Origin of the sequence: Thermohalobacter berrensis (assembly GCF_003609645.1) — a bacterium.
In the GTDB taxonomy this organism is placed as follows: Bacteria; Bacillota; Clostridia; order Tissierellales; family Thermohalobacteraceae; genus Thermohalobacter; species Thermohalobacter berrensis.
Genome location: NZ_MCIB01000004.1, coordinates 22,232 through 35,265, shown reverse-complemented (window position 1 = coordinate 35,265; position 13,034 = coordinate 22,232). Strand labels below are relative to the sequence as shown.

General features: G+C 30.2%; 15 protein-coding genes. 2 read left to right on the top strand and 13 right to left on the bottom strand.

Annotated features, from left to right (window positions below):
- The first annotated feature begins 14 nt into the window (after positions 1-14).
- A complete protein-coding gene (locus tag BET03_RS03915) occupies positions 15-545 on the top strand; it encodes a (Fe-S)-binding protein (protein ID WP_120167503.1) in 531 nt (176 codons plus the stop codon).
- A gap of 92 nt (positions 546-637) precedes the next feature.
- Here BET03_RS03915 and BET03_RS03910 read toward each other — a convergent pair whose 3' ends face one another.
- The 5 genes from BET03_RS03910 to BET03_RS03890 form a co-directional block, all read right to left on the bottom strand.
- The gene (locus tag BET03_RS03910; RefSeq protein ID WP_120167501.1) at positions 638-1,024 is read right to left on the bottom strand and encodes a hypothetical protein; all 387 of its coding nucleotides are present in this window, start codon (positions 1,022-1,024) and stop codon (positions 638-640) included.
- A 141-nt stretch (positions 1,025-1,165) separates the two neighbouring features.
- Positions 1,166-1,639 carry a 2-C-methyl-D-erythritol 2,4-cyclodiphosphate synthase gene (ispF, locus tag BET03_RS03905; protein WP_120167499.1) on the bottom strand — a complete coding sequence of 158 codons (474 nt, stop codon included), beginning with the start codon at positions 1,637-1,639 and terminating at the stop codon, positions 1,166-1,168.
- Positions 1,640-1,663: 24 nt separating this feature from the next.
- A complete protein-coding gene (ispD, locus tag BET03_RS03900) occupies positions 1,664-2,368 on the bottom strand; it encodes a 2-C-methyl-D-erythritol 4-phosphate cytidylyltransferase (protein WP_120167497.1) in 705 nt (234 codons plus the stop codon).
- A 73-nt stretch (positions 2,369-2,441) separates the two neighbouring features.
- Entirely contained in the window at positions 2,442-3,536 is a 1,095-nt protein-coding gene (locus tag BET03_RS03895) for a PIN/TRAM domain-containing protein (RefSeq protein WP_120167495.1), read from the bottom strand.
- Between the two features lie 151 nt (positions 3,537-3,687).
- The gene (locus tag BET03_RS03890) at positions 3,688-4,164 is read right to left on the bottom strand and encodes a CarD family transcriptional regulator (RefSeq protein WP_120167493.1); all 477 of its coding nucleotides are present in this window, start codon (positions 4,162-4,164) and stop codon (positions 3,688-3,690) included.
- A 188-nt stretch (positions 4,165-4,352) separates the two neighbouring features.
- On the opposite strand from BET03_RS03890, the gene BET03_RS03885 reads away from it, so the two are divergent.
- The gene (locus BET03_RS03885) at positions 4,353-4,745 is read left to right on the top strand and encodes a nucleoside triphosphate pyrophosphohydrolase family protein (RefSeq protein ID WP_120167491.1); all 393 of its coding nucleotides are present in this window, start codon (positions 4,353-4,355) and stop codon (positions 4,743-4,745) included.
- Between the two features lie 124 nt (positions 4,746-4,869).
- Here BET03_RS03885 and disA read toward each other — a convergent pair whose 3' ends face one another.
- The 8 genes from disA to BET03_RS03845 all read right to left on the bottom strand — a co-directional run bounded on the left by disA (position 4,870) and on the right by BET03_RS03845 (position 12,760).
- Positions 4,870-5,946 carry a DNA integrity scanning diadenylate cyclase DisA gene (gene disA / locus BET03_RS03880; RefSeq protein WP_120167489.1) on the bottom strand — a complete coding sequence of 359 codons (1,077 nt, stop codon included), beginning with the start codon at positions 5,944-5,946 and terminating at the stop codon, positions 4,870-4,872.
- A gap of 7 nt (positions 5,947-5,953) precedes the next feature.
- Positions 5,954-7,315 (bottom strand): DNA repair protein RadA, encoded by a 1,362-nt coding sequence (gene radA / locus BET03_RS03875; protein ID WP_120167487.1) that lies wholly within the window; start codon positions 7,313-7,315, stop codon positions 5,954-5,956.
- A gap of 241 nt (positions 7,316-7,556) precedes the next feature.
- On the bottom strand, positions 7,557-10,007 hold the full coding sequence (locus BET03_RS03870; RefSeq protein ID WP_120167485.1) for an ATP-dependent Clp protease ATP-binding subunit: 2,451 nt from the start codon (positions 10,005-10,007) through the stop codon (positions 7,557-7,559).
- A 12-nt stretch (positions 10,008-10,019) separates the two neighbouring features.
- A complete protein-coding gene (locus BET03_RS03865) occupies positions 10,020-11,048 on the bottom strand; it encodes a protein arginine kinase (RefSeq protein WP_120167483.1) in 1,029 nt (342 codons plus the stop codon).
- Between the two features lie 11 nt (positions 11,049-11,059).
- Entirely contained in the window at positions 11,060-11,572 is a 513-nt protein-coding gene (locus BET03_RS03860; RefSeq protein WP_120167481.1) for a UvrB/UvrC motif-containing protein, read from the bottom strand.
- 13 nt (positions 11,573-11,585) lie between these two features.
- Positions 11,586-12,047, bottom strand: coding sequence for a CtsR family transcriptional regulator (locus BET03_RS03855; RefSeq protein ID WP_120167479.1), 462 nt, complete (start codon positions 12,045-12,047; stop codon positions 11,586-11,588).
- A 238-nt stretch (positions 12,048-12,285) separates the two neighbouring features.
- Positions 12,286-12,510 (bottom strand): hypothetical protein, encoded by a 225-nt coding sequence (locus BET03_RS03850; RefSeq protein WP_120167477.1) that lies wholly within the window; start codon positions 12,508-12,510, stop codon positions 12,286-12,288.
- A 1-nt stretch (position 12,511) separates the two neighbouring features.
- Positions 12,512-12,760: a hypothetical protein gene (locus BET03_RS03845; protein WP_120167475.1), complete on the bottom strand. Its 249-nt coding sequence runs from the start codon at positions 12,758-12,760 to the stop codon at positions 12,512-12,514.
- Between the last annotated feature and the right edge of the window lie 274 nt (positions 12,761-13,034).

Genomic DNA, 13,034 nt, shown 5'->3' with positions numbered 1-13,034 from the left:
CCTGGGGTGATTTAATGTATCTTGATGAGATATTCATAACATATATGCAATCATGTATAGCAGATAGCAAAAAAATAAGATTTAAAGGTAAGCTTTCTACTGACATAGGCGAAGTTCTGCCATATATTAATAGAGTTATAAAAAACGCCATATTTAATAAAAATATACCTTCTTTAACATTTACGAAGGAGTTTAGAATTATTACTTTATATAAAGATTCAATTGCAGTATCAAAGGCAATTAACGAGACGGATGCATATGAGATAATTGATATGGTAAAGGATTTAATTAATAACACATACAATAACAAAGATAATATACAACCCTTGTATGAAATGCGTACTAAACCTACAGCAATAGAATTATATAATCACTTACCTAAAATCAACTGTAAAAGATGTGGCGAATCAACCTGTATGGCTTTTGCTTCAAAATTATTGATGGGACAAAAAAATATAAAAAAATGTTCACATTTATTTACTACAGAGTTTAAGCCTCAGTTAGAAAGGATAAAGGATTTATTACAAATGATGGGATATTTTTAGAAAAGTGGCCTTATTCCCTTTGACTGTTGTAAACTAATACTGAGGGACATTATAGTTAGTCCCTCAGTATTTATTAAATTTTAACTTTATTCTTATTCTTTTCTCTCGTAAGGAATTTTAATAAGATCTTTTTGAACAACATTATCCCAGAATCTTAAATGGGAATAGTCGCCATATAGAAATATTTCTTTATCTTTCATTCTTCCCTTTACAGTATCTAACTTAATAATAGCTAATTCATCTTTAATAGAAGGAATTACTTTAAATACATTCATTAAATCAGTAAACTCTTTTTCATCTTCTGTTAAATTTAAGGTCTTATCAATATTCTTTCCACATAATGAACATTTCACCTTGTATCTTAATTTAGCTTTATCATCTGATTTTTCCTCTACTTCCATTTCTTCAATAGGTACTTGTTTGCTACACTCACACTTAGCAAACAACATCATAGGATACTTAAATTTTATTTTTCCCATTTTTAAAAAAAATCCCCCTTTATAGCATAAGTTAGTAATTTAACTATACCATATTTTTACATTTTTTTCAAACAATTCAGTTTATTCTAATATTATCTAAAGGGGTTTTTTAGTAGTTATTCTCACTTTTTTCTCGAATTACTACTTATTACATAAAGTACATACTGCCTGAGCTGATATACCCTCTTCCCTTCCTTCAAATCCTAACTTCTCTGTTGTCGTAGCTTTTATGTTTATATTCTCCTTCGATGTATTAAGTACATCTGCTATATTTTCTTTCATCTTGTCAATATAATCAGCTAATTTGGGCCTTTGGGCTACTATAACACAATCTATATTATTTATCCTATAGCCTTTTTCTTCTAATAGTTTATATACTTCCTTTAATAATAATAGACTAGATATACCCTTATATTTTAGGTCAGTATCAGGAAAGTGCTTCCCTATATCACCTAGTCCTAGAGCCCCTAATATACTATCCATTATTGCATGGATAAGAACATCAGCATCTGAATGTCCTAATAATCCTTTATTATGTTTAATCTCAACCCCGCCCAAAATTAACTTTCTTCCCTCTACTAATCTATGTACATCATATCCTATACCAACTCTCATGTCTTTTCCTCCTCTTATTACACTCTATTTTTGGTTACTCTCTAGAATCACCTCTCCTATTTTCAAATCTTCTGGTGTAGTTACCTTGATATTGTCATAACTTCCCTTTATCATTTTAACCTTATGTCCTAATAGCTCAACTAAATTACTGTCATCTGTAACGTGAATTTGTTCATTCTCAAGTCTTCTATAAGCCTTTAAGATTAAATTATAGTCAAAACATTGGGGAGTCTGTACAGCCCATAATTCACTTCTTTTAGGGGTATCTACTACATCTAATTGGTCATTAACTTTTTTTATAGTATCTTTAACTGGAACTCCAATAACACAAGCTTTATATTCTAATACTCCTTTAATACCATCAACTATATTTTTTATACTTACAAATGGTCTTGCTCCATCATGGATTAAAACAATATCACAATTTTCACTAACCGCAAGTAATCCATTATAAACAGAGTCCTGTCTTTCTTTTCCTCCCTCTACAATTCCTTTAACCTTTTTAAAGCCATATTTTTCAATAACTTCTACTTTACAAAATTCCATTTCCTCTTTTCTTGTTACAACAACTATTTCATCTACATATTTACATTCCTCAAATTTTTCTATAGTATAGGCTAATATTGGCTTATTTTTTATTTTAATAAATTGCTTGTTTATTTTACTTTTCATCCTTTTTCCTAATCCTGCAGCTGGTATTACTACTGATACATATTTATTTTTATACATATCTATCACCTCTAGTTAATTATAGCATAATTTTCTAAAATTAATAAAACCCGGCTTTCGCCGGGTTTTAGCCTCATACTGCTTTATCAGCTATTGATTTGGGCTTTGCAAATATCATCCTACCAGCAGCAGTTTGAAGTACACTGGTAACCATTACTGATATAGTATCTCCAATATACTTTTTACCACCATCAACAACTATCATTGTGCCATCATCTAAGTAAGCAACTCCTTGGCCAGATTCCTTTCCATCTTTAATTACTCTAACTACCATCTCTTCTCCTGGTAATACTACTGGCTTTAGTGCATTGGCTAACTCATTTATATTTAACACTTCTACACCATGAAATTCAGCTACTTTATTTAAGTTAAAATCATTAGTTACAACTTTACCTTTAAGCAATTGAGCTAGTTTTAAAAGTTTACTATCTACTTCATTTATATCTTCAAAATCTTTATCATAAATAATAACTTCAATATCTATTTCTTTTTGAATTTTGTTTAATATATCTAGACCCCTTCTTCCTCTGTTTCTTTTTAAAGCATCAGAAGAATCAGCTATATGCTGAAGCTCTTCTAATACAAACTCTGGTATAACAAGTGGGCCTTCAACAAATCCTGTTTTACAAATATCTGCTATTCTTCCATCAATAATTACACTAGTATCTAGAACTTTAGGCTGTACCTTTGAGCTAGTTTTTAAATTTTTTTCTTTACTTGTACCCCTTTTAAAGAAGCTAACAATTGATAAAAAGTCTTCTCTTTTTTTAGTAGGAACTATTGCACCTAGATATCCTAAAAGTGAATAAAGTATAATAGATATGATAACTCCTAGGTACGGAATCTCTAAATTTAAAAATGGTTGACTTATTAAGTATGCAATTACAAGTCCAATAATTAATCCAACTGAACCTAAAATCATATCAAAGGCTGGTACTTTTTGTAATTCACCTTCTACAGAATCCGCAAGTCTCTTTCCAACTTTAATAATACTGGGTGAAATAATAAAAAATATAATTCCACCAATTAAACTAAAAATTACATATGGATAAAACCCAAACTCTTTTAAAAAATTTAAGTATTCAATAGAGTTAGCCAAAGCTACTATCCCATACCCTAATAAAACTCCTACTAAAGATACTGCTCCCCTTAAGATTTTATTAACCATTTCTTTATCACCTCCTATACTTTATTTATTTCCAATAATTTATTATTATATAACTAATTTACCACATTTCTTAATACTTAATCATGATAAATTTTTACTATAATGTATGTCTATATGTTCACAAACAAAAACAAAGCGCCATATAAGACGCTTAATTCACTACAGTTTCAATTAAATTTTCAGCCTCTCTCTCTTGTATGCCTTTTGCTAGAACAATTTCGCTTATTAAAATTTGTTTAGCACTACTTAACATCTTCCTTTCACCTGTTGACAATCCTTTTTCCTTATCTCTAATCATTAAATTACGAACAACACTTGCTATTTCATATATATCTCCACTCTTTATTTTATCCATATTTGCTCTATATCTTCTATTCCAATTTTTAGGCATTTTACTTTTATTATCTCCTAAAACTGCTAGAACTTGTTCTACTTCTTCTTGTGTTATAACCTCTCTTATTCCTATATCTTCTATATTATCTACTGGGATCATAACTTTCATTTCTCCTATAGGCATCTTCATTACATAATACTTTCTCTTTTTTCCTAAAATCTCTTTTTCTTCAATAGATTCAATGACACCTGCACCGTGCATGGGATAAACAATTTTATCTCCAATATTAAACATATACATACCCTCCCAAAATAGACATAAGCTTCTAATAATAGTATACATTATACTCGGGAAATTGTCAAATTATTTTATTTTATCACACCCTTTTTAACTTGTCAACATAAGACTTATTTCCTAATTGACAAATTCTTTTATAAAAAAGTATAATTAAATAAAGAGACTAAACTAACTGAGGTGATCAGATGAAAGATTTGTTGTGGGATGATTTTGAAAATACTGTTTCTGATGTGTTAATACGACATAAAAGCATCCTAGATATCATGGCAAAACTAGAAGAATCAAATGCTAAAATTAATAGGGCATTAACCAAATCTGTTACTGCCTGTGGTTGTATAAAAATTAATGGTGAAAAACAAGATTACACTAAAGAAAGTATTGAAGAAATAAAGAAAAACTTAAAAACACACGTAGAGGGAACGCTTTGTGATAATTGCAAAGAAAAAATTGAAGAGGAACTTGGTGACCACTTATTCTATATTGCAGCTTTATCTACTACACTTGATCTAAATATATATGATTCAATTATTAAAAAATATAAAGAATTAAAAGCACTAGGTATTTATAGTATGTTGTAGGTTAGGTAGTGATTAGTGGTTAATGTTAGTAGGTAATTATGAGTAGATATAAAATTTTGAAATTATTATATTTTTAATACATGTCAAAAATAAGCGGCCATTAGGCCGCTTTATTGTTTGTAAATCACACATGTCTATCTAATAGCGATTGCTCTTGTACTCTTCTTAAACCTTCTTTTATTGCCCTAGCCCTTATCTCACCTATTCCCTCTACAGCATCTAAATCAGATATTGATGCTCTAAGGATATCCTGAAATGATGGAAACATTTGAATAACATTTTCTAATACGTTAGAGGGTAGTCTTGGGATTTTACTTAATATCCTATATCCCTTTGGAGAAACATTAATATCTAATGAATTAATCCCATCATCATAACCCAACATTTTAGCAATATTAGTTAAATCTAAAAGATCTTCTGATGATAGATTCTTAATCTCTTCCCTTATTTCCTCATTGTCTTTATCCTCAACTTTATTATAATCCTTAATAATATTTAAGCCATCTTCTTCAACATCTCCTGCTAGTTCTTCAAGCTGCATCTCAATTAGCCTTCCTTCATTACCAAGCTCTAATATATACTTTTCTATTTCATTTACTATTCTAGAAACCATTTCTGTTCTCTGTAATACTGTAGCAAAATCATAGACTGTTACCAAATCTTCAAATTCTAATGCACTTAAGTTAGTCATACTTTGGTCTAATACTGCTTTATACTTTTCAAGGGTTTGTATAGCTTGGTTGGCTTTAGTTAGTATTTCACTTACATCTTTTAATACATACTTGGAATATCCCTTATACAAGGTTATTATATTTCTTCTTTGTGAAATAGAAATAACTAGCTGACCAGTTTGTTTAGCAACCCTTTCAGCAGTCCTATGTCGTATACCTGTTTCCTTTGAAGCAATGTATGGATCTGGCATAAGCTGTGCATTTGCATATAATATCCTTTTAATATCTTGAGTTAATATTATAGCACCATCCATCTTAGCTAATTCATATAATTGAGCTGGAGTAAAATCGCTATTAATTTCAAAACCTCCATCTACAATCTTTAGCACCTCCTCACTATCCCCTACAACTATTAAAGCTCCTGTTTTTGCTCTTACAATATTTTCTAATCCTTCCCTTAGTGGTGTTCCAGGTGCTAACATTTTTAAAGACTCATATATATTATCACTTTTAATGTCTTCTATTCTCATTTAGTTACTACCCTCCTAAAACTAAATCTAAAGCATCTCTAATATTGGTAACTCCAACAACCTTAATACTCTTATTATATTCCATACCTTTAAGATTTGATTTAGGAACTAATGCTGTTTTAAAACCAAGTTTAGCTGCTTCATTTATCCTTTTATCTATATGATTAATTGTTCTTAATTCGCCCGCTAGGCCTACTTCCCCCATTACTACAGTATCAGGGTCAATGGGTATATCCTTTAGGCTAGATGCTATAGCACATACAATCCCCAAATCTGTTGCAGGTTCCTTTATCTGTATTCCCCCTGTAACATTAACATAAGCATCAAAGTTGGCAAGCTGCATTCCTACTTTTTTCTCTAAAACTGCCATCATTAGTGTTAATCTATTATAATCTAAACCTGTTGCAACTCTTCTTGGCATTCCAAAGGCAGTATAGCTTACAAGGGCTTGAATTTCTATTAATACAGGTCGTGTACCTTCTATACTGGGTACCACTACTGTCCCTGAAGTATTGGTAGGTCTTCCTGAGAGGAGCATTTCTGATGGATTCTTAACTTCAATAAGCCCTTTATCTCTCATTTCAAATATACCTATTTCATTAGTAGAACCAAACCTATTTTTTACTGATCTTAATATTCTATAAGTATGATGTCTTTCACCTTCAAAATATAAAACAGTATCAACCATATGTTCTAAAACCCTTGGGCCAGCAATTGAACCTTGTTTAGTAACATGTCCTACAATAAAAGTAGCCATTTCATTTTCTTTTGCCATTCTCATAAGGGTAGAAGTAATTTCTCTGACTTGACTAACACTACCTGGAGCCGAAGTAATCTCCGGAATATATACTGTTTGAATAGAATCAACTATTAAAATATCTGGTTTAAGCTTATCCACTGTATTTTTAATAATTTGCCCATTAGTCTCAGCAAGAATATAAAGATCATCTGATTCAATACCAAGTCTACTTGCTCTTATTTTTATCTGTTTTGCAGATTCTTCTCCCGAAACGTATAAAACTTTCAATTTATTCTTAGCAATGTAGTTAGCTACTTGAATTAATAATGTAGACTTTCCTATACCAGGGTCTCCACCAACTAATATAAGTGAACCTTTTACTATTCCACCACCAAGTACTCTATCTAACTCACCTATATAAGTAGATATTCTTTCTTCCTCATTAGTCTCTATGTCTACTAATTTTTTAGCTTCTTTTCCTTCTAATCTAGATTTTGCTATCTTTTTATTCTTTTCATAGACTTCTTCAACAAAAGTATTCCACTGGTCACATGATGGACATTTTCCCATCCATTTAGGGGTCTCATATCCACATTCTTGACAAATAAACCTAGTTTTAATCTTAGCCAACAAAAATCCTCCTAAATATCTTATATTTTTAAGTATTTACTATTATGTAAATAATTATAGTCTATCATATAGATTATTTCAATTAATAACCAAAATCATTAGCTTAAATATTAGTATTAACATATTATACATTAGAGGTGATATAGTATGTTTTTACTATTTATAGATATTGTTACCTTTATGTTTTGAAAAGTAAAAAAGTAGTGAGAAATCTGTCCTTCCCACTACTTTTTTATAAATTCTATTTATAACTTAATGTCTCTTTATTAAATGTTAACTTGTCACCGTCAAAATCAACTACTATATTATCATCCTTGGATATTGCACCCTTTAATATTTCTTCTGATAATTGGTCTTCTATAAGCTTTCTTATAGTTCTTTTAAGAGGTCTAGCCCCGTAAGTTGGGTCATAACCTTCCTTCGCTAGATATTCTTTAGCTTTATCCGTAACTTTTATGTTTATGTTTAGCTTCTTTAGTCTACCTTCTAAATCATTAACCATTAAATCAACTATCTCTTTTATATGCCTTTCTTTAAGTGAGTGGAATACAATAACTTCATCTATTCTATTAATAAATTCTGGTCTAAAGGATCTTTTTAATTCTTGCATAATATTTTCTTTCATTTTTTCATACTCATCTTTTTCTTGATCTTCCACATTTGCAGCAAAGCCTAATGTCTTTTGTTTCTTTATAGTACTAGCCCCAACATTAGATGTCATAATAACAACTGTATTTTTAAAGTCAACTAATCTTCCCTTTGCATCTGTTAATCTTCCATCATCTAATATTTGTAATAATATATTAAACACATCAGGATGAGCCTTTTCTATCTCATCAAATAAGATAACTGAATATGGCTTTCTTCTTACTTTTTCAGTTAATTGTCCACCTTCCTCATGTCCTACATATCCTGGAGGGGAACCTACTAATCTTGATACTGCATGTTTTTCCATATATTCTGACATATCTATTCTAATCATTGCATCTTCATCACCAAATATTGCTTCTGCCAATGCTTTAGTAAGCTCTGTTTTTCCTACCCCAGTAGGTCCAAGGAATATAAAGGAACCTATAGGTCTTTTGGGATCCTTTAATCCTACCCTAGCTCTTCTTATTGCACTAGATACTGCTTTTACTGCTTGTTCTTGACCAACAACCCTTTCATGAAGTATTTCCTCCATTTTAAGTAGTCTCTCAGACTCTTCTTCAGCCAATTTTTTTACAGGGATTCCAGTCCATGATGATACTACTTCAGATATAGTTTCATAATTAACCTCAGTTGAATCTGTATGTTTCTGTTGAGTCCATTCATCCTTTCTTTTTTCTAACTCATCTTTTATTTCCTTTTCCTTATCTCTAATTCTAGCAGCTTCTTCAAAGTTCTGAGTGCTTATGGCCTCTTGCTTTTCCTGAGCTAACTCTTCTAACTTATTTTCAAGTTCCTTTAAATCTGTAGGGGCTGTTATAGCCTTAAGTCTAACTTTAGAAGCAGCCTCATCTATTAAGTCTATTGCTTTATCGGGTAAAAATCTATCTGTTATATATCTATTTGATAATTCAGCTGCTGCTTTTAAAGCTTCATCTGTTATTTTTACTCTATGATGTGCTTCATATTTATCTCTAAGCCCTTCTAATATTTTAATTGTATCTTCGATATTTGGTTCTTCAACCATTATAGGCTGGAATCTTCTTTCTAATGCTGAATCCTTTTCTATATATTTTCTATATTCATCTAATGTAGTAGCACCTATTGCTTGTATTTCTCCCCTTGCAAGTGCTGGCTTAAGTATGTTAGAAGCATCAATAGCTCCTTCAGCAGCACCTGCACCTATAATTGTATGCATTTCATCTATGAATAAAATTACATTTCCTGCCTTTCTTATCTCTTCCATTACTTTCTTTAATCTATCTTCAAATTCACCTCTATATTTTGCACCTGCTACCATTGAAGCTAGATCTAAAGTTACTACTCTTTTATCTTTAAGTATTTCTGGAACTTTACCTTCTACTATCTGTTGTGCTAAACCTTCTGCTATAGCAGTCTTACCTACACCTGGTTCACCTATTAGACATGGATTATTTTTAGTTCTTCTACTTAAAACTTGTATTACCCTTTCTATTTCTTTTTCCCTTCCAATAACAGGGTCTAGTTTTTCTTCATTAGCCAGTTTAGTTAGGTCTCGGCCAAATTTATCTAGATTTGGTGTTTTTACTGAATCTCTTCTTCCTTTACCCTTACCTTGCATTCCATAATTTTCATTAAGCATTTTAATCACTTCTTCCCTTGCTTTTGAAAAATTTATTCCTGCTCCCTTTAATATAGTTGCTGCAACACCTTCTCCTTCTCTTATTAAAGCTAAAAGAAGATGCTCTGTTCCTACATAGTTATGTCCTAAACTTTTAGCTTCCATTATACTTAATTCAAAAACCCTTTTTGTTCTAGGAGTAAATCCTAAAAGTTGCCCTCCATCTTCACCTTTTCCTACTTTATTTATAATTTCTTGTCTTATTTTATTTAAATCCACACCTAAATTTTGTAGTGCTTTAGCAGCAACACCTTCTCCTTCCTTTAGTAACCCTAAAAGAAGGTGTTCTGTTCCTACATAATTATGTCCTAAACTTTTAGCTTCCTCCTGTGAAAAAACCACAACCTTTTGGGCTCTCTCAGTAAATCTTCCAAACATTGCCATTTGGGACACCTCCTAATTTTTCAGTTTTTCCCTAATAAATTTTGCCCTTTTAATATCTCTTTGTTTTGCATCTAAATCTATTCCTGAATATTTCTGGATTGTAGCTGGCTGAGTGGAAAACATTAATTTATTAATTACCTGAAGACCTATATCTTTTATAATTCCCATTTCTATACCCATTCTTACATGTGATAATAATTTCATAGCTTCTTTAGAATCTATAATTCTAGAGTTTGTAAGTATACCCCAAGACCTAAAAACTCTATCTTCTATTTCTGTCCTCTTTTTAGTTAAAAGAGTATCCCTTGCACTTCTTTCCTTTGCTATTATTTGGATTACAATATTTTTTAATTTGTCGATTATCTCCTCTTCTGTTTCCCCTAAAGTAGTCTGATTAGATATTTGAAATAAGTCTCCTAATGCATCTGTGCCTTCACCATATATTCCTCTAACTGTTAAACCAATTTGGCTTACAGCCTGTAAAATCTTGTTTATTTGGCCAGTCAATACTAAGCATGGAAGATGAAGCATAACAGAGGCTCTCATTCCCGTCCCTATATTAGTTGGGCAACAAGTAAGATAACCTAGTTTTTCATCAAAGGCATATTTTATATTTTCTTCTAATACATCATCTATGTTACTGCATAGTTCCCAACTTTTATATAATTCCAAACCTGGAAAAAGCACTTGAATTCTAATATGGTCTTCTTCATTAATCATAATTGTAACTTTTTCATCTTTACTTAGTAAAAAACCGCTTTTCTCTGGAGTTTCTAAAAGATTATGACTTATTAAGTGCTTTTCAGCCAAAACTTTTCTGTCAAGGGGAGATATTTTATTTAATCTGTGAAAATCGAAATCCCTAGACAAAACAGTATTACTTTCTATTATTGCCTTTTTTATATTATTAATTACTTCCTCTGAATCATCTTTATTCATCAAATATGGAAACTTAATATTTTCAATATTTCTGGCAAGTCTAATTCGACTACTGATTACTATGTCATTTTCCTTACCCTTTCCCTCTAGCCATTTAGACATATAGACCACCCCTAATCACTATCTATTTGATTTTTAAGTTCCTTTATTTTGTCTCTAAGTTCAGCTGCCTTTTCATATTCTTCTTTTTTTACTGCTATTTCTAATTTATTTTTTAGTTTAGTAATTTCCTTTTTAATCCTTATTTTACTTCCTGCCCTTTTAGGAACTTTTCCTATATGGGAATCATGTCTGTGGATCCTTTTTAATAATGGTATTAGCTTATCATGGAATGATTTATAACATTCACTACAGCCAAATTTACCTGTTTCTCTAAATTGATTATATGTCAATCCACATCTATTACATTTTAGTTCATGAACATAATTAACATTTTTAAAAGGTCCCTCTTGCATATTATCTAATAACCCAGTTAAGAAGTTGTGTATAGAAAAAGAAGAATCTATATCAAATTGTTTATAATCCTTAGCACATTCATCACATAAGTGAATCTCCTCTTTTTTTCCATTTAATATTTTAGTGTAATGGACTGTTGATTTATTTTTTCCACATTCATCACATAACATTACTTTCCCCTCCTTACTCTCTTAACAACGCTAACAGCATCTCTTTTATAATACTAGCCCTTAACTCATTTTTATACTGTGAAGCAGAATTTAATGATCTTTCATTAAGTGATGCCTTCATTAAAGCTGCTTCCCTCCTACTAATAAAACCCTTTTCTAAAAAATTATCAATAATACTGTAGGCTTTCATTTTAGTAATAGAATTACCTATTTTATTTAATATAAGATTATATATATCCCTATCACTTTTAATATTTACTTTCTTTATTTTTATATACCCACCACCACCTCTTTTACTCTCAATGTAGTATCCTTTATCTATTGTAAATCTAGTGGTAAGAACATAATTTATCTGTGATGGTGCACAGTTAAAATGTTCAGCTAATTCATTTCTTTGTATTTCTATAACTTTATTTTTTTCTCCCTGCATAAGAGATTTTATAAAATCTTCAATTACATCACTTAGTCTTGCCATAAATTCACCTCAATTTTCATTTGACTTTGACTTTCTTTGTCCTTTAATAATATTGTATAAGTTTTCATTAGTATTTTTCAATAAGTATATTTCCACAATTATGGTAGAATATAAGTATTATTTAGAATTTCTTTAAAATATCTTTATAAAACTAAGGAATTTAAATAAAATCTATTTTGCATTTCTAATAACAATTTTTTCATTAAAAATATAGCGGCTACAATGTAGCCGCTTTTACCTATTCTGTTTTTGTTATTTCTTCCATATGGTCTACATGATTATTTTGTTCTTCAAAACTTACCCAACCATTAGTTGTAGACATCCACTCACCATAAGCTGTTTTATCTGTAAGAAGAGATTCTATCTCATCATCCTTTTTATACATATCTAATTTTTTTTGGGTTTCCATTACTACATCATTTGTCCTGTGTTTTTTATTTCGATAATCTTTTTTTCTACCCATTTTACCCCTCCTTTCTATTTTGAAGGTGGGCAATAAGGGTATACTTTTCTCCTGAATGACTCCCTTTAGGAAGATATTCGAAACCATTATTTTCTAACAATTCAGCTAAATGCCTAGATTGTGCTGCATCATCACTATCCATACTAATAATTAGTGTATCATCTTCTTTAACTTCACTCATAGCTTCTAAAACCTTGGTAACTGCATTTAATCCTAATTCTTCATCAAGATTTATATAATAATCAGCCAAATTTAATTCCTCCTTAAAATATTAGGAGTATTTTTATTTTTTGAGTTAATATATACATTTATTCCTTCGTAATTTTCCTTAAAAGTATTTATATTTTTTATTTAGAAATTATAAAAAAGTCTTCTATAAAATAGAAAATTCTTAAAGTTGACTTTTTTTAAATACATAACGGAAATTATATTTTATTCACTATTTTTATTTAATTATGATTTTCTATAAATCATAAAAAGCAGTTGAAAATTTTTAAATCGTAAAATTTTCAACTGCTTTTCTA